Source organism: Modestobacter marinus, from assembly GCF_011758655.1.
Taxonomy (GTDB): Bacteria; Actinomycetota; Actinomycetes; order Mycobacteriales; family Geodermatophilaceae; genus Modestobacter; species Modestobacter marinus.
The window spans coordinates 3,153,984-3,174,657 of the sequence record NZ_JAAMPA010000001.1 but is presented as its reverse complement, the minus strand read 5'-3'; the positions used below and the strand labels follow the sequence as shown (position 1 = coordinate 3,174,657).

The 20,674-nt window shown below is 72.9% G+C and carries 17 protein-coding genes; 6 read left to right on the top strand and 11 right to left on the bottom strand.

Annotated elements, in window-relative coordinates; genetic code table 11:
* Nucleotides 1–101: 101 nt before the first annotated feature.
* The 9 genes from FB380_RS14885 to FB380_RS14845 form a co-directional block, all read right to left on the bottom strand.
* The gene (locus FB380_RS14885; RefSeq protein ID WP_166755715.1) at nucleotides 102–500 is read right to left on the bottom strand and encodes a metal-sulfur cluster assembly factor; all 399 of its coding nucleotides are present in this window, start codon (nucleotides 498–500) and stop codon (nucleotides 102–104) included.
* A complete protein-coding gene (gene sufU, locus FB380_RS14880; RefSeq protein WP_166755714.1) occupies nucleotides 497–964 on the bottom strand; it encodes a Fe-S cluster assembly sulfur transfer protein SufU in 468 nt (155 codons plus the stop codon). Before sufU ends, FB380_RS14885 begins: the two co-directional genes overlap by 4 nt.
* Nucleotides 964–2,301, bottom strand: a complete 1,338-nt coding sequence (locus FB380_RS14875; RefSeq protein WP_166755713.1) for a cysteine desulfurase — start codon at nucleotides 2,299–2,301, stop codon at nucleotides 964–966. Before FB380_RS14875 ends, sufU begins: the two co-directional genes overlap by 1 nt.
* Nucleotides 2,298–3,131 (bottom strand): Fe-S cluster assembly ATPase SufC, encoded by an 834-nt coding sequence (gene sufC, locus FB380_RS14870; RefSeq protein ID WP_166755712.1) that lies wholly within the window; start codon nucleotides 3,129–3,131, stop codon nucleotides 2,298–2,300. The genes FB380_RS14875 and sufC overlap by 4 nt, the downstream gene beginning before the upstream one ends.
* Before the next feature lie 14 nt (nucleotides 3,132–3,145).
* Nucleotides 3,146–3,490: a Rieske (2Fe-2S) protein gene (locus FB380_RS14865; protein ID WP_166755711.1), complete on the bottom strand. Its 345-nt coding sequence runs from the start codon at nucleotides 3,488–3,490 to the stop codon at nucleotides 3,146–3,148.
* A complete protein-coding gene (gene sufD, locus FB380_RS14860) occupies nucleotides 3,487–4,818 on the bottom strand; it encodes a Fe-S cluster assembly protein SufD (RefSeq protein WP_166755710.1) in 1,332 nt (443 codons plus the stop codon). The genes FB380_RS14865 and sufD overlap by 4 nt, the downstream gene beginning before the upstream one ends.
* Nucleotides 4,818–6,224: a Fe-S cluster assembly protein SufB gene (gene sufB / locus FB380_RS14855; RefSeq protein WP_424991933.1), complete on the bottom strand. Its 1,407-nt coding sequence runs from the start codon at nucleotides 6,222–6,224 to the stop codon at nucleotides 4,818–4,820. The genes sufD and sufB overlap by 1 nt, the downstream gene beginning before the upstream one ends.
* A 32-nt stretch (nucleotides 6,225–6,256) precedes the next feature.
* Complete coding sequence (locus FB380_RS14850; protein ID WP_229681896.1) at nucleotides 6,257–7,027, bottom strand: helix-turn-helix transcriptional regulator; 771 nt, start codon at nucleotides 7,025–7,027, stop codon at nucleotides 6,257–6,259.
* A 148-nt stretch (nucleotides 7,028–7,175) separates the two neighbouring features.
* A complete protein-coding gene (locus tag FB380_RS14845; RefSeq protein WP_166755707.1) occupies nucleotides 7,176–9,725 on the bottom strand; it encodes an ATP-dependent Clp protease ATP-binding subunit in 2,550 nt (849 codons plus the stop codon).
* A gap of 204 nt (nucleotides 9,726–9,929) precedes the next feature.
* Here FB380_RS14845 and FB380_RS14840 point away from each other — a divergent pair, with 204 nt between their 5' ends.
* Entirely contained in the window at nucleotides 9,930–10,835 is a 906-nt protein-coding gene (locus FB380_RS14840) for a COX15/CtaA family protein (protein ID WP_166755706.1), read from the top strand.
* 793 nt (nucleotides 10,836–11,628) lie between these two features.
* Here FB380_RS14840 and FB380_RS14835 read toward each other — a convergent pair.
* Nucleotides 11,629–12,552, bottom strand: a complete 924-nt coding sequence (locus FB380_RS14835) for a heme o synthase (protein WP_166755705.1) — start codon at nucleotides 12,550–12,552, stop codon at nucleotides 11,629–11,631.
* 321 nt (nucleotides 12,553–12,873) lie between these two features.
* Between FB380_RS14835 and tkt the strand changes: the two genes are divergently transcribed.
* The 5 genes from tkt to pgl all read left to right on the top strand — a co-directional run bounded on the left by tkt (nucleotide 12,874) and on the right by pgl (nucleotide 20,098).
* Nucleotides 12,874–15,105, top strand: a complete 2,232-nt coding sequence (gene tkt, locus FB380_RS14830) for a transketolase (protein ID WP_166755704.1) — start codon at nucleotides 12,874–12,876, stop codon at nucleotides 15,103–15,105.
* 89 nt (nucleotides 15,106–15,194) lie between these two features.
* The gene (gene tal, locus FB380_RS14825) at nucleotides 15,195–16,301 is read left to right on the top strand and encodes a transaldolase (RefSeq protein WP_166755703.1); all 1,107 of its coding nucleotides are present in this window, start codon (nucleotides 15,195–15,197) and stop codon (nucleotides 16,299–16,301) included.
* Between the two features lie 179 nt (nucleotides 16,302–16,480).
* Nucleotides 16,481–18,004 carry a glucose-6-phosphate dehydrogenase gene (gene zwf, locus FB380_RS14820; protein ID WP_166755702.1) on the top strand — a complete coding sequence of 508 codons (1,524 nt, stop codon included), beginning with the start codon at nucleotides 16,481–16,483 and terminating at the stop codon, nucleotides 18,002–18,004.
* A 46-nt stretch (nucleotides 18,005–18,050) separates the two neighbouring features.
* Nucleotides 18,051–19,289: a glucose-6-phosphate dehydrogenase assembly protein OpcA gene (locus FB380_RS14815; protein WP_166755701.1), complete on the top strand. Its 1,239-nt coding sequence runs from the start codon at nucleotides 18,051–18,053 to the stop codon at nucleotides 19,287–19,289.
* Nucleotides 19,286–20,098 (top strand): 6-phosphogluconolactonase, encoded by an 813-nt coding sequence (pgl, locus tag FB380_RS14810; RefSeq protein WP_166755700.1) that lies wholly within the window; start codon nucleotides 19,286–19,288, stop codon nucleotides 20,096–20,098. Before FB380_RS14815 ends, pgl begins: the two co-directional genes overlap by 4 nt.
* A 132-nt stretch (nucleotides 20,099–20,230) precedes the next feature.
* On the opposite strand, the gene FB380_RS14805 is transcribed toward pgl, so the two are convergent.
* The gene (locus FB380_RS14805; protein WP_166756341.1) at nucleotides 20,231–20,572 is read right to left on the bottom strand and encodes an RNA polymerase-binding protein RbpA; all 342 of its coding nucleotides are present in this window, start codon (nucleotides 20,570–20,572) and stop codon (nucleotides 20,231–20,233) included.
* Nucleotides 20,573–20,674: the final 102 nt, after the last annotated feature.

Genomic DNA, 20,674 nt, shown 5'->3' with positions numbered 1-20,674 from the left:
CGTGACGCTGGCATCAGCCGGCGGGGTCTCCCCCGCAGCCAGCCGGGTGAACAGCTCGTCGAGGCCCTCGCCCCGCGCGAGCGGAGGGAGGGGTGCCTCCACTAGACCCGGAAGCCCAGGGCGCGGAGCTGCTCGCGGCCGTCGTCGGTGATCTTGTCCGGGCCCCACGGCGGCATCCAGACCCAGTTGATCCGGATGTCGCCGACCAGGCCGGGCCCGGGGCCGCCGGTGAGGGCCTGGCGGGCCTGGTCCTCGATCACGTCGGTCAGCGGGCAGGCCGCCGACGTCAGCGTCATGTCGATGATCGCGACGTTGGCGTCGGTGTCGACGTCCAGCCCGTAGACGAGCCCGAGGTCGACGACGTTGACGCCCAGCTCGGGGTCGACGACGTCGCGCATGGCCTCCTCGATGTCCTCGATCAGCGCGGACTTGCCGCCGTAGAGGCCTGCGTCGGGGGCCACTGCGTCCGTGGTGGGGGTGTCCGTGGTGTTCTCGGTCATGCGTCTGCTCCTCCGGTCGGGACCGCGAGCGCGCGGGCGCTCGCGTCCTTCAGCGCCATCCAGCTCATCAGTGCGCACTTGACCCGTGCCGGGTACTTCGAGACGCCGGCGAACGCCACGGCGTCCTCCAGGTCGTCCTCCAGCTCCTCGGCCACGGCCGTGTCGCCCTTGCTCTGCATCAGCGTCATGAACTGATCGCCGGTGTGCATCGCCTCGGGCACGCTCTTCCCGATCACCAGGTCGTACATCGCCGAGACCGACGCCTGGCTGATCGAGCAGCCCATGCCCTCGTAGGAGACGTCGGCGATGGTGTCGCCGTCCAGGTGCACCCGCAGGGTGACCTCGTCGCCGCACGTCGGGTTGACGTGGTGCACCTCGGCCTCGAACGGGTCGCGCAGACCGCGCCCGTGGGGGTTCCGGTAGTGGTCCAGGATGATGTCCTGGTACATCGACTGCAGCTGCATCAGCTCGTTGCTCCCTCGTCCTCAGAGGGTGCAACACCGAAGAACCGCTGGGCTTCCCGCACGCCCTCGACGAGCGCGTCGACGTCGTCGTAGCCGGTGTGCACGTAGAACGTGGCCCGGGTGGTGGCCGGGACGCCGTAGCGGCGCACCACCGGCCAGGCGCAGTGGTGCCCGACCCGGACGGCGATGCCCAGGTCGTCGAGGACCTGGCCGACGTCGTGCGGGTGGATCCCCTCGACGGTGAAGCTGATCGCGCCGCCGCGGGCCACGGTGTCCGGCGGGCCGATCACGGTGACCCCGGGGACGGCCCGCAGCTGCGCCAGGGCGTACTCGGTGAGCGCCTCCTCGTGCGCCTGCACCTGGTCCATCCCCAGCCGCTGCAGGTACTCCACGGCGGCGGCCAGCCCGATGACCTGTGCGGTCATCGGCACGCCGGCCTCGAAGCGCTGCGGCGGGGGCATGAAGGTGCTGCCCTCCATCCGGACGACCTCGATCATCGAGCCGCCGGTGAGGAAGGGCGGGAGCGCGTCGAGCACGTCGTAGCGGCCCCACAGCACGCCGACCCCGGTGGGCCCGAGCATCTTGTGCCCGGAGAACACCAGGAAGTCCGCACCGAGCTCGGTGACGTCGACCCGCTGGTGCGGCACCGACTGGGCGCCGTCGACCAGCACCAGGGCGCCGACCTCGCGGGCCCGGGCGACGATGTCGCCCAGCGGGTTGATCGTGCCCAGGATGTTCGACTGCTGGGTCACCGCGACGAGCTTGGTCCGCTCGTTGACCACGGTGGCCAGGTCGGAGAGGTCCAGCCGGCCGTCGTCGGTGAGCCCCAGCCAGCGCAGGGTCGCCCCGGTGCGCTCGCAGAGCTGCTGCCAGGGCAGCAGGTTGGCGTGGTGCTCCATCTCGGTCACGACGATCTCGTCGCCCTGGCCGACGGCGTACCGGCGGAACTCCGGCTCCTTGGCCGTCGCCGCGTTGGACAGCGCGTAGGCGACCAGGTTGATCGCCTCGGTGCTGTTCCGGGTGAAGACGACCTCGTTCTCCGGCGCCCCGATGAACGCACCGATGGTGGTGCGCGCCGCCTCGTAGGCCGCGGTGGCCTCCTCGGCGAGCTGGTGCGCACCCCGGTGCGGGGCGGCGTTGACGTTCTCGTAGAACCACCGCTCGGCGTCCAGCACGCTGGTCGGCTTCTGCGAGGTGGCGCCGGAGTCGAGGTAGACCAGCCGCTTCCCGTCCCGGACGGTGCGGGACAGGATCGGGAAGTCCGCCCGGATCGCCTCGACGTCCAGCGGGAGCGGCACCTGCTGCGCCCCGGCGGGACGCGAGACGGTCTCGGTCATGCGGTCGCAGCCTCGCTGGCGGCCTGCTCGTTCGAGTCCTTTACGTACGCGGCGTAGCCCTGGTCCTCGAGCTTCTGCGCGAGCTCCGGGCCACCCTCGTCGACGACCCGGCCGGCGACGAAGACGTGCACGAAGTCGGGCTTGATGTACTTGAGGATCCGCGTGTAGTGCGTGATCAGCAGGACGCCGACCGGGCTGTCGGCCTTGGCCCGGTTCACGCCCTCGGAGACGACGCGGAGCGCGTCGACGTCCAGGCCGGAGTCGGTCTCGTCCAGGATCGCCATCTTCGGCTTGAGGAGGCGCATCTGCAGGATCTCGTGGCGCTTCTTCTCACCACCGGAGAAGCCCTCGTTGACGTTGCGCTCGGCGAACGCGCTGTCCATCTCCAGCGCGGTCATCTCGGTCCGCACGTCCTTGACCCAGGTGCGCAGCTTCGGCGCCTCGCCGGTGATCGCGGTGGCGGCGGTGCGCAGGAAGTTCGACACCGAGACGCCGGGGACCTCGACCGGGTACTGCATGGCCAGGAACAGGCCGGCCCGGGCGCGCTCGTCGACGGTCATCGCGAGGACGTCCTCGCCGTCGAGGGTGACGGTGCCGCCGGTGATCGTGTACTTCGGGTGCCCGGCGATCGAGTAGGCCAGGGTCGACTTGCCCGACCCGTTGGGGCCCATGATCGCGTGGGTCTCGCCCGCGCGGACGGTCAGGTCGACGCCGCGGAGGATCTCCTTGGCGTCGTCACCCTCGCCGACGCTGACGTGCAGGTCGCGGATCTCGAGCACGCTCCCGGCCGAGAGGCCGGTGGCGGACGGGGTCGCGGTGGGGCTGGTCACGGGTTTCTCGCTCCTCAGTGGGTGGCCGCGGCGAGGGGGGCGTCGACGTCCACCAGGACGTCGTCACCCTCCACCCGGACCGGGTAGACGGGGACCGGCTCGGTGGCCGGGAGGTTCGTGGGCTGGCCGGTGCGCAGGTCGAAGCACGAGCCGTGCAGGGCGCACTCGATGGTCGGCGCGCCGTCGACGTCGTCGACGTCGCCGTCGGTCAGCGGGACGTCGGCGTGCGAGCAGACGTCCTGGATCGCGTAGACCTCGCCGTCGAGCTGGACGACGGCGACGTCGACGTCGGCGAGCTCGACCCGCAGGGACCCGTCCTCGGGCACCTCGGACAGCGCGCAGACCCGCTCGTACGTCATGCGCCGACCTCGACCGGCTGCTCCTCGAGCTCCGGCAGGGCACCCAGGCGGGCCTCGATGGTGCCCATCAGCCGGTCCTGCAGCTCGGGGATTCCGATGTGCTGCACGACGTCGGCGAAGAAGCCGCGCACCACGAGGCGACGCGCGGTCTCGGCGTCGATCCCCCGCGAGCAGAGGTAGAACAGCTGCTCGTCGTCGAACCGGCCGGTGGCGCTGGCGTGACCGGCGCCGACGATCTCGCCGGTCTCGATCTCCAGGTTCGGCACCGAGTCGGCGCGGGCGCCGTCGGTGAGCACCAGGTTGCGGTTCAGCTCGTAGGTGTCCGTGCCGGTCGCGGCCGGCCGGATCCGGACGTCGCCGACCCAGACCGTGTGCGCCTTCTCCCCCTGCAGCGCGCCCTTGTAGACGACGTTGCTGCGGCAGTTCGGCGTGCCGTGGTCGACCCACAGCCGGTGCTCCTGGTGCTGGGTCTCGTCGGCGAAGTAGACGCCGTAGAGGTCCACGGAGCCGCCGGGGCCGGCGTACTGGACGTTGCTGACCAGCCGGACCAGGTCGCCGCCGAGGGTGACCACGACCTGCTTGAGCGAGGCGTCCCGGCCGACGACGGCGTCGTACTGCCCGCCGTGCACCGTGCCCGGCGCCCAGTCCTGGACCGAGACGACGGTCAGCTGCGCACCGTCACCGAGCACGAAGGCGACCCCGCCGGAGTAGCGGGCCAGACCGGAGTGGTCCAGGACGACGGTCGCCTGCGCGAACGCGCCGACCTCGACCACGAGCTGGCCCCACACGACGTCGTCGCTGCCGGTGCCGGACAGGCCCAGGGTGACCGGGCGGTCGAGCACGGCCTCCTTGGCGATCCGCAGCACGGCCGCGCCCCCGCTGCGCTGACGGGTCAGCGCGGCGAGCCGGTCGACCGGCTCGGGCAGGCCCTTCAGCAGCGGGTCGCCGGCCTCCACCGAGGTCAGCTCGGCGCCCTCGGGGAGGTCGCTCTGCCACGTCAGCGAGGCGTCGGACGGCGCGCCGTCCAGCAGCGCGCGGACCCGGCGCATCGGGGTGAAGCGCCACTCCTCCTCGCGGCCGGTCGGGGCGCCGAACGCCTCCGGGTCGGTGGAGGTGAACCGCTCGGCCGGCGAGCCGGTCGGCGCCGGCCCGCCGTGCGAGTGCGACCCGGGGGGCGCGTCGCCGGCGGTGCCGGTGCCGGCCGCCGGGGTGGTCGGCGGACCGGCCTGGGCACCCACGCCGGGAGCGAAGAGCTCGCCGGCGAGGGTGGCCGTCTCGGTGGTCAGGGTGGTCTGGTCGTCAGTACCGGGGTTGCGTGGAGCCGACATCAGCCGACGGCACCTTCCATCTGGAGCTCGATCAGGCGGTTGAGCTCGAGGGCGTACTCCATGGGCAGCTCCCGGGCGATGGGCTCGACGAAGCCGCGCACGACCATCGCCATCGCCTCGTCCTCGGAGAGCCCCCGGCTCATCAGGTAGAACAGCTGGTCGTCGCTGACCCGCGAGACGGTCGCCTCGTGGCCCATCGACACGTCGTCCTCGCGGACGTCGACGTAGGGGTAGGTGTCCGAACGGCTGATCGTGTCGACCAGCAGCGCGTCGCACTTCACCGTCGACTTGGAGCCGTAGGCGCCCTCGTCGACCTGGACGAGACCGCGGTAGGAGGTGCGGCCACCGCCCCGGGCGACCGACTTCGACACGATCGTCGAGGAGGTGTGCGGCGCGGCGTGCACCATCTTGGCGCCGGCGTCCTGGTGCTGGCCCTCACCGGCGAAGGCGATGGACATGACCTCGCCCTTGGCGTGCTCACCGGTCATCCACACGGCCGGGTACTTCATCGTCACCTTGGAGCCGATGTTGCCGTCGACCCACTCCATGGTCGCGCCCTCGTGGGCCACGGCCCGCTTGGTGACCAGGTTGTAGACGTTGTTCGACCAGTTCTGGATGGTCGTGTACCGGCAGCGCGCGTTCTTCTTCACGATGATCTCGACGACCGCGGAGTGCAGCGAGTCGGTCTTGTAGATCGGCGCGGTGCAGCCCTCGACGTAGTGCACGTAGGCGCCCTCGTCGATGATCATGAGGGTCCGCTCGAACTGGCCCATGTTCTCGGTGTTGATCCGGAAGTAGGCCTGCAGCGGGATCTCCACGTTCACGCCCGGCGGCACGTAGATGAACGAGCCACCGGACCACACCGCGGTGTTCAGCGCGGCGAACTTGTTGTCCCCGGAGGGGATGACCGAGCCGAAGTACTCACGGAACAGGTCCGGGTGCTCGCGCAGCGCGGTGTCGGTGTCCAGGAACAGGACGCCCTGCTCCTCGAGGTCCTCACGGATCTTGTGGTAGACGACCTCGGACTCGTACTGCGCCGCGACACCGGCGACCAGGCGCTGCTTCTCCGCCTCCGGGATGCCGAGCTTGTCGTAGGTATTCTTGATGTCGTCGGGCAGCTCGTCCCAGGTGGTGGCCTGGGCCTCGGTCGAGCGCACGAAGTACTTGATGTTCTGGAAGTCGATGCCGGAGAGGTCCGAGCCCCAGTCGGGCATGGGCTTCTTGCCGAAGATCTTCAGCGCCTTGAGCCGGCGCTCGAGCATCCACTCGGGCTCGTTCTTGCGGCGCGAGATGTCGCGGACGACGTCCTCGTTGAGGCCGCGGGTGGCGGAGGCACCGGCGGTGTCCGCGTCGGCCCAGCCGTACTTGTAGCGGCCGAGCGCGTCGATCGTCTCGTCCTGCGTCATCGGCGTGCTCACTGCCGGCTGCTGGGTGCTGGTCATGCGGGGGTCCTCTCCCGGTCGATCGAGGGGGTGGTGCGAGTGCTGGCGCCGGCGGTCGGGTGCTCCGAGGCCGTGGCGCGACCAGCAGGTACAGGGCGTGCAGAGGTGGCTTTGTTCCCGGCGCGGAGCCCGGCCCGGAGGGCGAGCTGCGCGGGGATGTGGGTGGTGCAGATGCCGTCGCCGTGGGCGATCGTGGCCAGCCGCTGCACGTGGGTGCCGACCAGCCGGCTGATCACCGCGGTCTCAGCCTCGCACAGCTGCGGGAACTCGGCCGCGACGTGGGCGACCGGGCAGTGGTGCTGGCACAGCTGCCCGCCGCTGGAGATCGCCGAGGCGGTCGCGGCGTAGCCCTCGGCGGTCAGCGCGACGGCGAGCACCTGCGCGCGGTCGACGTCCTCGGAGCCCGGCTCCGCCTGCTCGATCGCGGACTCCACGGCGGTGGAGCACCGCTGCGCCAGCCCGGAGAGCTGCTGCTCGGCGACGGCGCGGACGGCCTCGGGCCCGCCGTGCTCGGCGACGAAGCGCAGCGCCGTGAGCGCCAGGTCGTCGTAGGCGTGCGGGAAGGACTCGCGGCCGGCGTCGGTCAGGGCGAACCGGCGGGCCGGGCGCCCTCTCCCCCGCTGGCCGCCGGGCGCCTCACGCTCGGTGACCCGACCTGCGGCCACCAGGCCGTCGAGGTGCCGGCGTACGGCGGCCGGGGAGATCCCCAGCCGGCCGGCGAGCTCGGCGGCGGTCTGCGGACCGTGCTCGAGGAGGAGGCTGCTCACCCGGTCACGGGTGCGTCCGTCCTCGGCCGGCGCACCGGCTTGGGGGACGGCGGCTCGGGCCGCAGCGGATTCCACAACACGATTGTGTGCTTAATCGGGGAGCCCGCAAGCAAGGCCGTCCTTACCTGCGGGCTCCCCGAGAGGCAGGTCACATCGCCGCCGGGGCCTCCGCGTCGGTGGCCCGGTCGCCCGCGGCCACCTGCAGGTCCAGCTCCCCGTCGGTGACGTCGACGGTCACCCGCTGGCCGGCCCCCAACTGCCCGCCGAGCACCAGCCGGGAGAGCCGGTTGTCGACCTCCCGCTGGATCGCCCGGCGCAGCGGCCGAGCCCCGAACTGCGGCTCGTGCCCCCGCTCGGCCAGCCAGGCCACCGCCTCCGGCGTGAACTCGATGGCGACGTCCTGGGCGGACAGCCGTCGCCGGGTCTCGTCCAGCAGCAGGTCGGTGATCCGCGCCAGCTGCTCGGCCTCCAGCTGTCGGAAGACGACGATCTCGTCGATCCGGTTGAGGAACTCCGGCCGGAAGGCGTCCCGCAGCCGCCGCATCACCTGGTCGCGCAGGTCGTCGCCCGCGTTGCCGTGGGCGGTGAAGCCCAGCGGGCCCCGGCCGGCGTTGACGATCGCCTCCGACCCGAGGTTGCTGGTCATGATCACGACGGTGTTGGTGAAGTCGACCGTGCGGCCCTGCGAGTCGGTCAGCCGGCCGTCGTCCAGCAGCTGGAGCAGCGTGTTGAACACGTCCGGGTGCGCCTTCTCCACCTCGTCGAGCAGCACCACCGAGTAGGGACGGCGCCGCACCGCCTCGGTCAGCTGACCGGCGTCCTCGTACCCCACGTAGCCGGGGGGCGAGCCGACCAGCCGGCTGACCGCGTGCCGCTCCTGGAACTCGCTCATGTCCAGCCGGGTCATCCGGTCGGAGTCGCCGAACAGCGCCTCCGCCAGCGCCCGGGCCAGCTCGGTCTTGCCGACCCCGGTCGGGCCGAGGAACAGGAAGCTGCCGATGGGCCGGTCCGGGTCGCCCAGGCCCGCCCGCGAACGGCGGATCGCCTCGGCGACGACCTCGACGGCCTCGTCCTGGCCGACCACCCGCTGGTGCAGGACGTCCTCCAGGCGCAGCAGCCGGTCGCGCTCCTCCTCGGTCAGCTGGGCCACCGGCACGCCGGTCGCCCGGGAGACGACTTCGGCGATCTCGGCGACGCCGACCTCGGGGATGCCGGCGTCCCCACCGGAGCGGGCGCGGTCCAGCTCGGCCTGCGCCGCCTTGCACTCGTCACGCAGCGTCGAGGCGCGCTCGTACTGCTCGGCGGCGACCGCCTGGTCCTTCTCCCGGTGCAGCCGCTGCACCTCCTGCTCCAGCGCCCGCAGGTCGGTGGTGGGCCGCTTGACGCGCAGCCGGGTGCGGGCACCGGCCTGGTCGATCAGGTCGATCGCCTTGTCCGGCAGGTGCCGGTCGGTGACGTACCGCTCGGACAGCTCGGCGGCGGCGACCAGCGCCTCGTCGGTGAACCGGACCTGGTGGTGCGCCTCGTAGCGGTCCCGCAGCCCACGCAGGATCGCGATGGTGTCCTGCGTGCTGGGCTCGGGGACCAGGACGGGCTGGAAGCGCCGCTCCAGCGCCGGGTCCTTCTCGACGTTGCGCCGGTACTCCTCCAGCGTCGTCGCGCCCACGATGTGCAGCTCCCCGCGGGCCAGCGCCGGCTTGAGGATGTTGCCGGCCCCGGCCGATCCCTCCGACCCGCCGGCGGCGACCACGGTGTGCAGCTCGTCGATGAAGACGATGACCTCGTCGCTGTGCTCGCGGATCTCGTCCATCACCTTCTTGAGCCGCTCCTCGAAGTCACCGCGGTACCGGGTGCCGGCGACCAGTCCGGTGAGGTCCAGCTCGACCAACCGGCGACCACGGAGGGACTCGGGGACGTCGCCCTCGGCGATCTGCGCGGCGATGCCCTCGGCGATCGCCGTCTTGCCGACGCCGGCCTCCCCGATAAGCACCGGGTTGTTCTTGGTCCGGCGGGAGAGCACCTCGATCGTCTGCTCGATCTCCTGCGCCCGGCCGATGACCGGGTCGATCTTCCCGTCCCGGGCCAGCTGGGTGAGGTCGCGTCCGAACTCGTCGAGGGTCGGGGTGGAGGACGGCGGCTGCTCGCCACCAGCCCCGCCGCCCCGGACCGCGCTGGGCCCGCCGGCCGCGGCCCGCTGCAGCGCCTCCGGGGTGACCCGGGCGCCGCCCAGCAGACGGCCGGCACCGGAGTCCTGGTTCACCGACAGCGCGAACAGCAGGTGCTCGGGGCCGATGTAGGTCGAGCCGCTGGCCCGGGACACCTGGTGGGCGTCCAGGAGCGTCCGCTTCGTGGCCGGGCTCAGCGACACCGGCTGACCGGTCGGCTCGCCCTGCTGGAGCAGGCCGGCCAGCTGCTGGCGCAGCTGCTCCGGGTCGGCCCCGGCGCGGTCGAGCAGGGTGCGGGTCGGCTCGTGGCCGGCCAGCGCCCAGAGCAGGTGCTCGGTGTGCAGGTCCGCGCTGCCCCACTCGCTGGCCTGCTGTGCCGCGGTGGTGACCACCTCACGGGAGTGCTCGCTGAGCAGCTGGGTGATGTCCACCCGCTGCATGCCGCGCCGCGCGCCGGGGCCGCCGAGGAAGGCGGAGAAGAAGTCGTCGAACGGGCTGCCCCCGAAGGAGCCGCCGGGGAAACCACTGGTCATCGGAGATGGCCGCCTCTCGTGTCGATGTGGCGGTGCACACAGGCCCACGGCGGTCGCTGCCCACGGATCGCCGGGTTCTCGGCGCGGGGCTGCACGCTCGTGGCGCGGGCCGCCGGACGGCTGATCGGGCCGGGCGGCGCGGGCACCGAGATAAGTAGCATCGGGAGCGTGTCGGTTCTTCCCGCGTCGGTGCGCTCAGCCTCGGTGAGCCCGTCGACCGTCTCGCGCATCGCGCTGGCCAACGTGGTCGCCAACGGGGTGATCGTGGTGACCGGCGGTGCGGTCCGGCTGACCGGCTCGGGCCTCGGCTGCCCGACCTGGCCCGAGTGCACCGACGGGAGCATCCGCCCCACGGCGGAGCTGGCCGGCCACGGGCTGATCGAGTTCGGCAACCGGCTGCTGACCTTCGTGCTGGTGGCCGTGGCGTTCGCCACCGTGGTGGCGGTGTTCCGCTCCGCGCGCCGCGACCTGCGCCGGCTGGCCGTGCTCGGCCTGCTCGGCATCCCGGCGCAGGCGCTGCTGGGCGGGGTCACCGTGCTGACCGGGCTGAACCCGTGGACGGTCGCCGCACACTTCCTGGTCTCCAGCGTGCTGGTGGCCATCGCCACGATCCTGTGGCTGCGGTCGCGCGAGCCCGGGGTCGGTCAGCTGGTGGTCCGGCGGCCGTTCGCCCTGCTGGTCACCGGGGTCGCCGCCACCGTGGCCGCCGTGCAGGTGCTGGGCACCGTGGTCACCGGCAGCGGGCCGCACAGCGGCGACCCGGAGGCCGGGCGCACCGGTCTCGACCCGGAGCTGATGAGCCAGTTGCACGCCGACGCCGTCTTCCTGCTGATCGGGCTGACCATCGCGCTGCTGGTCGGGCTGCACGCCACCGACTCCCCCGGCCGGGTGCGCCGGGCCGCGCGGGACCTGCTGATCGTCGAGCTGGCCCAGGGGGTCATCGGCTACGTCCAGTACTTCACCGACCTGCCCGCCTTGCTGGTGCTGCTGCACATGGCCGGCGCGGTGCTGATCGTCGTCTACACCGCCCGGCTGGCCTGGTCGGTCCGCGGCCCAGCGTCCGAGCTCCCCGTGGCGGCCACCCCCACCCGCGAGCGCGCCACCCGCTGACAAGGGTGCGGCGCCGTCACCTCCTGCGTGGCGCCCCCCCGCGCGCCACCCGCTGACGCGCCCCCCGTTCGCGTCGCACCCGCCGCACGCCGCTCAGGCGCCCCGCGTCGTTCGCTCTCGCGGCCACCCGCGCGGCGTGCACGGCAATGTGCGCCCACTGCCCACCTCTGCGGGAAGCGGGCACCCAGCGCACAGTGCCCGGCTGCTCCGGACACCCAGCGCACAGTGCCGCCTGCTCCGACCACCCCCGCGCTGCTCCGTGCTCCCACGCGCCAAGCGCCCGGCGATGTGCGCCTGCTGCCCACCTACCCGGCGAAGCGGGCACCGGCCGCACAGTCCCCACCTGCACCGCGGTGGGCCAGCCCATGCCGCGTGCCACGGTCCTGGCCGGCCTCGCGCGTCGGCCGCGGCCGTCGGCCGGGCCTCAGATCGCGCAGCACAGCCGTGGCGCGGCAGTCCGGGCCGCCAGAGAGGACGGCCGAACCGACAGCGCGTCCCTCGGGCAGCGCGACCCGCCAGGCAGCACGACCCGTCAGGCAGCGCGTCCGTCAGGCAGCACGACCCGTCAGGCAGCGCGTCCGTCAGGCAGCGCGTCCGTCAGGCAGCGCGTCCGTCAGGCAGCGCGTCCGTCAGGCAGCGCGTCCGTCAGGCAGCGCGTCCGTCAGGCAGCGCGTCCGTCAGGCAGCGCGTCCGTCAGACGAGGACGTCGGCCACCAGGCAGGGCGACCGCCAGGCAACGCGTCCGCCAGGCAGGGCGACCGCCAGGCAGGGCGACCGTCGGGCAGGGCGACCGTCAGACGAGGACGTCGGCCACCAGGGCGATCGACAGCAGCGTCATGTAGGTGATCGACACCGAGAACAGCCGCATCGGACGGTCCGGGACGCCGGCCTTGATCCGCCGCAGCCAAGCGTGCGACTCCGCGACGTACCAGGCGCCCAGGCCCAGCGTGGCGAGGCCGGTGACCCAGCCCAGCTGCGGCGTCGCCGGCACCATCAGCAGCGAGGTGCCCAGCGTGCCCCAGGCCCAGGCCACGGACTGGCGCCCCACGGTGACCGGCCCGGCGACCACCGAGAGCATCGGCACCCCGGCCCGGAAGTAGTCGAAGCGGAACCGGCTGGCCAGCGCCCAGAAGTGCGGCATCTGCCAGCAGAAGACGATGCCGAAGAAGACGAAGGCGGGCCAGTCCAGCGAACCGGTGACCGCGGCCCAGCCGATCAGCACCGGCGCGGCACCCGGCAGCCCACCGAAGACTGTGTTGTGCCTGGTCCGGCGCTTGAGCACCATCGTGTAGAGCACCGAGTAGGCCAGCACCGCGGCGGCCGCGAGGGCCGTGGCCAGCGGCGTGGTGAACAGGCCGAGCAGGATCAGCGAGACCCACGCCAGCAGGACACCGAAGACCAGCGCGTTGCGCGGCGCGATGACCCCGCTGGGGATCGGCCGGTCGCGGGTGCGCGACATCAGCCGGTCGATGTCCCGGTCGTACCAGCAGTTGATCGTGTTGGCGGCCCCGGCGGCGAGCATGCCGCCGACCAGGGTGGCGACGACCAGGCCGGTGCCCGGCCAGCCCCCGGCCGCGAGCATCATCGCCGGCAGCGTGGTGACCAGCAGCAGCTCGACGAGCTTCGGCTTGGTCAGCGACACGTAGGCGGCGACCGTCCCGCCGGTGGACCGCAGTGGCCGGGGCCGGCTCACGGCGCGGTCGGCGATCGCCGTCACCGGGGGCCCAGAGGCGCGGCGTCGCGCGGGCAGCAGGGCACCACGAGGTCCTTCTCCGCCGGGGATGGGGTAGCCCGACCACTGTAGCCCGGCCCACCTACGGGGAATTGCCGGACACCACTAGGGTTTGATCACGTTGACTCTGCGCGTGATGCGGGTAGGGCGGACGTCGAGGACGACGGCGCGCCCACGCTCACGACCTCCGACCGCGCCGACCGGGGCGGCCGTGGTGTGCATCGTCGTCCGCCCGGGGTGAGATCGCCCCCGCGCCCCCGGGCGGGTCCGACACCGACCGATCCCCGAGGGAGCTCCGAGCGCCACATGACCAGCGACAACGGAACCAAGAGCACCGCAGCCGAGGCCCCCGCCGAGGCTGCCACCGACTCCTCCACCGGCTCGCCCCGCCAGCCCGAGCCGACCCTCCCCGAGGGCTTCGGCGACCTGGACCGCGCGGCCATCGACACGGCGCGCGTCCTGGCCATGGACGCGGTGCAGAAGGTCGGCAACGGCCACCCCGGCACCGCGATGAGCATGGCCCCGGTCGCCTATCTGCTGTTCCAGAAGTGGCTCAAGCACGACCCCAGCGACCCGAACTGGGCTGCCCGCGACCGCTTCGTGCTCTCCATGGGGCACTCCAGCCTCACCCTCTACGTGCAGCTCTACCTGGCCGGCTACGGCCTGGAGCTCGAGGACCTGCAGGCGCTGCGCACCTGGGGCTCCAAGACCCCGGGCCACCCCGAGGTCGGGCACACCGCCGGCGTCGAGACCACCACCGGCCCGCTGGGCCAGGGCGTCGGCAACGCGGTCGGCATGGCGATGGCCGCCCGCCGCGAGCGCGGCATGCTGGACCCCGACGCCCCCGAGGGCGAGAGCCTGTTCGACCACACCGTCTGGGCCTTCGCCTCCGACGGTGACCTGGAGGAGGGCGTCAGCGGCGAGGCGTCCTCGCTGGCCGGCACCCAGGAGCTGGGCAACCTCGTCCTGGTCTACGACGACAACAAGATCTCGATCGAGGACGACACCACCGTCGCCTTCACCGAGGACGTCGGCGCCCGCTACGCCGCCTACGGCTGGCACGTCCAGCACGTGGACGACGGCGAGGACCTGGCCGCCGTCGACGCCGCCTTCGCCGCTGCCAAGGCCGAGACGACCCGCCCCTCGATCATCGTGCTGCGCACGGTCATCGGCTGGCCGTCGCCGAACAAGCAGAACACCGGCGCCGTGCACGGCTCGGCGCTCGGCGACGACGAGGTCAAGGCGACCAAGGAGATCCTCGGCTTCGACCCGGAGAAGTCCTTCGACGTCTCCTCCGAGGTCATCGAGCACACCCGCAAGGCGATCGCCCGGGGCCAGCAGGCGCACACCGAGTGGCAGCAGCGCTTCGACGCCTGGACCTCCGCCAACCCCGAGGGCGCCGCCCTGCTGGAGCGGATGAGCACCCGCACCCTCCCCGAGGGCTGGGCGGAGAAGCTCCCGTCCTGGGACGCCGACCCCAAGGGCGTCGCCACCCGCAAGGCCTCCGGTGAGGTCCTCGCCGCCCTGTACCCCGAGCTCCCCGAGCTGTGGGGCGGGTCGGCCGACCTGGCCGAGAGCAACAACACCGCGGTCAAGGGCGAGCCGTCGTTCCTGCCGGCCAGCCGCCAGACCAAGATGTGGACCGGTGGCCCCTACGGCCGCACGCTGCACTTCGGTGTCCGCGAGCACGCCATGGGCGCGGTCATGAACGGCATCGCGCTGCACGGTGGCACCCGTGTCTACGGCGGCACCTTCCTCACGTTCTCCGACTACATGCGCGGTGCGGTGCGGCTCGCCGCACTCATGCAGCTGCCGGTCACCTACGTGTGGACCCACGACTCGATCGGCCTGGGCGAGGACGGCCCGACCCACCAGCCGATCGAGCACTACGCCGCGCTGCGCGCCATCCCCGGGCTGGACTTCGTCCGCCCGGCCGACGCCAACGAGACGGCGGTCGCCTGGCGCACGATCCTCGAGCACAACGACCGGCCCGCCGGGCTGGCGCTGTCCCGGCAGAACCTGCCGGTGTTGGACCGCACCGAGTTCGCCTCTGCCGAGGGCACGGCCAAGGGCGGCTACGTGCTGGCCGAGGCCTCCAACGGCCAGCCGGAGGTGGTGCTCATGGGCACCGGCTCCGAGGTGCAGATCGCGGTGGCCGCCCGCGAGCAGCTCGAGGCCCAGGGCGTGCCGACCCGCGTCGTCTCCCTGCCCTGCTGGGAGTGGTTCGCCGAGCAGGACGAGGCGTACCGCCTCCAGGTGCTGCCGCCCTCGGTCCGCGCGCGGGTCAGCGTCGAGGCCGGGGTGCCCATGGGCTGGCGCGAGTTCGTCGGCGACGCCGGCCGGATCGTCGGCCTCAACCACTACGGCGCCAGCGCGTCCTACTCCACGCTCTACGAGGAGTTCGGGCTGACCGCGGAGGCCGTCGTGGCCGCCGCACAGGAGAGCATCCAGGCCGCTGCCTCCGGCGCCACCCCGCCGAGCGGCGCCGGCGTCTCCCGCGGCGGGGTCTTCGGCTCCGACGCAACCGCCGACCACTGACGCAAGGACCCTGGTGCCCTCCACAACGTGCTCCGCGCGTCGTGGAGGGCACCGGGGCCGGAGAACACACACCGACAGGAGGGCATGAGATGGCCCAGAACGAGAACCTGGCACAGCTGTCGAAGGCGGGGGTCGCCGTCTGGCTCGACGACCTCTCCCGGGACCGCATCCGCAGCGGCAACCTGCAGTCGCTGGTCGACGAGCAGAGCGTCGTCGGCGTCACCACCAACCCGAGCATCTTCGCGGCGGCGATCAGCGGCTCGAAGTCCTACGACGACCAGCTGCACGCGCTGGCCGTCCGCAAGGTCAGCGTCGAGGAGGCGCTGCGCACCATCACGGCCGCCGACGTCCGCGACGCCTGCGACCTGCTCGCCCCGGTCGCGGCCCGGACCGGCCGCGACGGCCGGGTCTCCCTCGAGGTCGCGCCGGGCCTGGCGCACGACGAGGACGCCACCGCCGCCGAGGCCGCCCACCTGTGGTGGCTCGTCGACCGGCCGAACCTCTTCATCAAGATCCCGGCCACGCTGGCGAGCCTCCCGGCGATCACCACCTCGATCGCCAAGGGCATCAGCGTCAACGTGACCCTGATCTTCAGCCTCGAGCGCTACAAGGCCGTCATGGACGCCTACCTCTCCGGCCTCGAGCAGCGGCTGGCCGAGGACCCGGACGCCTCCTTCGAGGGCATCGAGTCCGTGGCGTCGTTCTTCGTGTCCCGCGTGGACACCGAGATCGACAAGCGGCTGGACGCCAGCGGCGCGGACGCCTCGCTCAAGGGCAAGGCCGGCGTCGCCAACGCCCAGCTGGCCTACCAGGCCTACGAGGAGGTCTTCTCCTCCGACCGCTGGAAGGCCCTGGAGGCCAAGGGCGCGAGCAAGCAGCGCCCGCTGTGGGCCTCCACCGGGGTGAAGAACCCGGAGTACTCCGACACCCTCTACCTGTCCGAGCTCATCGCCCCGGACACGGTGAACACGATGCCGGAGAAGACGATGCAGGCCTACGCCGACCACGGCCAGGCCGGCACCCCGGTGCAGTCGGCCTACGCGGATGCCGAGAAGGTCATGCAGTCGGTGGCCGACGCCGGCGTCGACCTCGACGACGTGTTCCGCGTCCTCGAGGACGAGGCCGTGCAGAAGTTCGTCGACGCCTGGGACGAACTGACCGGCTCGGTGCAGGAGCAGTTGCAGGACAAGGCCTGAGGTAGGACCCCTGCTCCCCCACCGCTCGCCAGCTCGCGGCGGGCGCCTGCAGGGACCGACGGGGGGCACGGCGCACCGTGCCCCCCGTCAGCACGACCCCACCACCTGAGCACCGCCGCCGTCCGGTCCGGCGCCGCACCGGACGGCGGCACCCAGCGAGCTGATCGAGGACGGACACGATGCCCACCAACCCGTTGCGCGACCCACGGGACCGGAGGCTGCCCCGGGTCCCCGAACCCTGCGCCCTGGTCGTCTTCGGGATCACCGGGGACCTCTCGCGCAAGAAGCTCCTCCCCGCCGTCTACGACCTGGCCAACCGCGGCCTGCTGCCCACCAACTTCGCGCTGCTGGGCTTCGCCCGCCGCGACTGGGGCGACGTGGAGTTCTCCGAGCTGGCCCGCTCGGCCGCGCGCGAGCACGCACGCACCCCGTGGCGCGAGGAGGTGTGGGAGCGGCTGGCGAACAGCGTCCGGTTCGTCCAGGGCTCCTTCGACGACGACGACGCCTTCGACGAGCTGGCCAGCAACCTGGCCGAGCTGGAGGGCAGCCACGGCATCGGCGGCAACGCCGCCTTCTACCTGTCCATCCCGCCGGCGCTGTTCCCCACCGTGCTGAAGCAGATGCAGCGCACCGGGATGGCCGAGAGCAGCATGGACCGCTGGCGCCGGGTCGTGGTGGAGAAGCCCTTCGGCACCGACCTGGCCTCGAGCCGCGAGCTGAACGAGCTGGTCGACTCGGTGTTCACCGCCGACGACGTCTTCCGGATCGACCACTACCTGGGCAAGGAGACGGTCCAGAACCTGCTGGCCCTCCGCTTCGCCAACTCGCTCTTCGAGCCCATCTGGAACGGCCACCACGTCGACTCCGTCCAGATCACCATGGCCGAGGACGTCGGCATCGGCGGGCGGGCCGGGTTCTACGAAAAGACCGGCGCCGCCCGCGACGTCCTGCAGAACCACCTGCTCCAGCTCCTGGCCCTGACCGCCATGGAGGAGCCGGTCGAGTTCTCCGCGGAGGAGATCCGCACCGAGAAGCTCAAGGTGCTGCGCGCGGTCTCCGTCCCCGACGAGCAGGACATGGTCCAGTTCGCCATCCGCGGCCAGTACGAGCAGGGCTGGCTGGCCGGCCAGCGCGCGATCGGCTACCGCCAGGAGGAGGGCGTGGCCGGCGACTCCACCACCGAGACCTATGCCGCCGTCCGGCTCGGCGTGGAGACCCGCCGCTGGGCCGGCGTGCCGTTCTACCTGCGCACCGGCAAGCGGCTGCCCCGCCGGGTCACCGAGATCGCGCTGGTGTTCAAGCGGGCTCCGCACCTGCCCTTCGCCCCGACCGACACCGAGGAGCTCGGGCACAACCAGCTCGTCATCCGGGTGCAGCCCGACGAGGGCATGACGCTGAAGTTCGGCTCGAAGGTCCCGGGCAGCGTGATGGAGGTCCGCGACGTCGCGATGGACTTCCTCTACGGGGAGCAGTTCACCGAGGCGAGCCCGGAGGCGTACGAGCGGTTGCTGCTCGACGTGCTGCTCGGCGACGCCACGCTCTTCCCCCGCAACGCCGAGGTGGAGGCCTCCTGGGCCGTCATCGACCCCCTCGAGGCCTACTGGGCGTCCACCGAGCCGCACCCGTACCGGGCGGGCGAGTGGGGCCCGCGGGCCGCCGACGCCATGCTCGAGGCCGACGGCCGGCAGTGGCGGCGACCGTGAGCAGCGACTCCCCCACCGCCCGCGCCACCCCTCAGGAGGGGATCTCATGACCACGCTGTGGGACACCACCGGATCCGCGGTGGTCAAGGAACTGGCCGCCCAGCGCCGCACCGGCGGCGCCGTGATGAGCGGGGTGGCGCTGACCCTGGTGGTCGTCGCCGACGAGGGCCGGGTCGCCGAGGCCGAGCAGGCAGCGTCCGCCGCGGCGGAGGTGCACCCCTGCCGGCTGCTGATCGTGGTGCGCCGCCAGGTGGAGGCGCCGGTGCCGCGGCTGGACGCCGAGGTGCAGATCGGTGGCCGGCTGGGGCCGGGCGAGGCCGTCGTCATGCGGATGTACGGCCGGCTGGGGCTGCACGCGGAGTCCGTCGTGCTGCCGCTGCTGGCCGCCGACGCCCCCGTCGTCACCTGGTGGCACGAGGCGCCGCCGGAGCAGATCGCCCGGGACGCCCTCGGCGTGATCGCCGACCGCCGGATCACCGACTCCGCCATGGCCGCCGACCCGATCGCCGCGCTGCGGACCCGGGCGCACGACTACGCGCCAGGTGACACCGACCTGGCGTGGACGCGCAGCACCCCGTGGCGCGCGACCCTGGCCTCGACCCTGGACTCGGTGTCCGGGCGCCGTGGCGACTCCGTGCGCGTCCGGGGTGGGCAGGTCGAGGGAGACCCGGAGAGCGCGACCGCCCAGCTGGTCGCCGGCTGGCTGTCCTCCCGGTGCGGCTGCGACATCCCGGTCGTCCCCACCCCACGGGTGCCCGGGTCCGCCGGCATCGACAGCGTCGAGCTCCGGCTGGACCAGGACGAGGTCGTCCGGGTGCAGGACGACCGCAAGGGCGGCGCGGTGATCAACCAGCCGTTCCGCCCGGAGGCCATCGTCGCGCTGCCCGACCGCAGTCTCGGTGAGCTCATCGGCGAGGAGCTGCGCCGGCTGGACTCCGACGAGCCCTACAGCGAGGCCCTGGAGGCGGTGACCGGCGCGGCCGGCCTGTCGGATCGCCCGGCCTGCCGCGACCACGTCTGGTACGACCCCATGCGGCCGCAGCAGACCTCCGAGCCGGCCAACGGCAACGGGGGCGGCACACCTCCCAGCGCCTCCCCTGCGGCGTCGGCGGCCACCCCGGCCCCCACGGTGCCCGCCGACTCGGCCGACGCCGACGAGGTGGCCGAGAGCGGCGAGCACGACTCCCCCGCCGACGACTCCGACGAGCAGGCGGTCGTGCAGTCCCCCGCCGCCCCGCCGGCGGCGGGCGGCCGTGCACCGACCAGGAAGGCGCGCACCCGATGACCCACAGCTCCCCCGGTGACCAGGTCGACCAGGCCCTGTCCGAGTCCGGGCGGCCGACCCCGGACGTGGTCGTGCAGCCCGACGCCGACCACCTGGCCCGCGCCGTGGCCTCCGCGCTGGTGGCCCGGCTGGCCGCCGCGCAGGCCGTGCACGGGACGGCGTCGGTCGTGCTCACCGGCGGCGGCATCGGGACGGCGGTGCTGGAGCGGGTCGCCGCCCTGGCCGCCGAGCCGGAGCACGCCGTCGTCGACTGGGGCGCCGTGGACGTCTGGTGGGGCGACGAGCGGTTCGTGCCGGTCGACCACCCCGACCGCAACGAGCTCGGCGCCCGGGAGTCGCTGTTGAGCAAGGTGGCGCTGGACCCGGAGCGGGTGCACCCGATCCCCTCCTCCGACGCCGGCTTCGACGAGCCGGAGGAGGCCGCAGCCTGGTACGCCGAGCAGCTCGCCACCGCTGCTGGCGAGGGCCGGACGATGCCGCGCATCGACGTCCTGCTGCTGGGCATGGGGCCGGAGGGGCACGTCGCCTCGATCTTCCCCGACTCCCCGGCCGCCACCGACGACCGTCCGGTGGTCGCGGTGCGCGACTGCCCGAAGCCGCCCCCGACCCGGGTGAGCCTCGGCTTCCCCGCGATCACGGCGGCGGAGGAGGTCTGGCTGCTGGTCAGCGGCGAGGGCAAGGCCGAGGCCGTCGCCCGGGCGCTCGGCGGCGCCGAGCCGGTCGATCTCCCGGCCGCCGGGGCGCAGGGGAAGCAGGCCACCCGGTGGCTGCTGGACGCTGCAGCGGCCAGCCGGCTCCCCCGCGCCTGAGGACCGTCCCGCTCCTGCAGACGGCGACGGCCCGGTCACCCCAGCTGCTCATGGGGTGACCGGGCCGTTTCCCGTCCTGCTGACCTGGCCCGGTCCCGGCACCGCCCCGACGTCGGGTGGAGTGCGGCTCGGTCAGGCGCCGCGGCGGGCGCGCAGCCGGCTCAGCGCCTCCTCCAGGAGCGCGTCACCGTCGGCGTCCGACCGGCGCTCCCGGACGTAGGCCAGGTGCGTCTTGTACGGCTCCGTCCGCGGCGCGGGCGGCGGGTTCTGCTGGTCGGTCCCGGCCGGGAGCCCGCACCGCGGGCAGTCCCAGGTCTCCGGGACGTCGACGTCCGTCGCGAACGCGATCCGCGACTCGTGGTTGTTCGCGCACCAGAAGCCGATCCTGTTCCGAGGCGCCACCTCGCCACGTTCGGCCTCACCCATCGGTCCCGCACCGACCCGGCTCCCCCGGATCGCGTTCCCACCAGCCACGAGCGGCCCCCCTGATCGCTGCCACGTCGCGGTGACTGAGTTGATCACCGCGGGGGCAGTCTAGGGCCGGACCAGCCGGTTCTGGGTCACGATGTGGACACC

Coding starts and splice junctions, on each gene's coding strand:
- FB380_RS14885 (WP_166755715.1), bottom strand. CDS start 500: ATGACCGAGAACACCACGGACACCCCCACCACGGACGCAGTGGCCCCC.
- sufU (WP_166755714.1), bottom strand. CDS start 964: ATGCAGCTGCAGTCGATGTACCAGGACATCATCCTGGACCACTACCGG.
- FB380_RS14875 (WP_166755713.1), bottom strand. CDS start 2,301: ATGACCGAGACCGTCTCGCGTCCCGCCGGGGCGCAGCAGGTGCCGCTC.
- FB380_RS14865 (WP_166755711.1), bottom strand. CDS start 3,490: ATGACGTACGAGCGGGTCTGCGCGCTGTCCGAGGTGCCCGAGGACGGG.
- sufD (WP_166755710.1), bottom strand. CDS start 4,818: ATGTCGGCTCCACGCAACCCCGGTACTGACGACCAGACCACCCTGACC.
- sufB (WP_424991933.1), bottom strand. CDS start 6,224: ATGACGCAGGACGAGACGATCGACGCGCTCGGCCGCTACAAGTACGGC.
- FB380_RS14845 (WP_166755707.1), bottom strand. CDS start 9,725: ATGACCAGTGGTTTCCCCGGCGGCTCCTTCGGGGGCAGCCCGTTCGAC.
- tkt (WP_166755704.1), top strand. CDS start 12,874: ATGACCAGCGACAACGGAACCAAGAGCACCGCAGCCGAGGCCCCCGCC.
- tal (WP_166755703.1), top strand. CDS start 15,195: ATGGCCCAGAACGAGAACCTGGCACAGCTGTCGAAGGCGGGGGTCGCC.
- zwf (WP_166755702.1), top strand. CDS start 16,481: ATGCCCACCAACCCGTTGCGCGACCCACGGGACCGGAGGCTGCCCCGG.
- FB380_RS14815 (WP_166755701.1), top strand. CDS start 18,051: ATGACCACGCTGTGGGACACCACCGGATCCGCGGTGGTCAAGGAACTG.
- pgl (WP_166755700.1), top strand. CDS start 19,286: ATGACCCACAGCTCCCCCGGTGACCAGGTCGACCAGGCCCTGTCCGAG.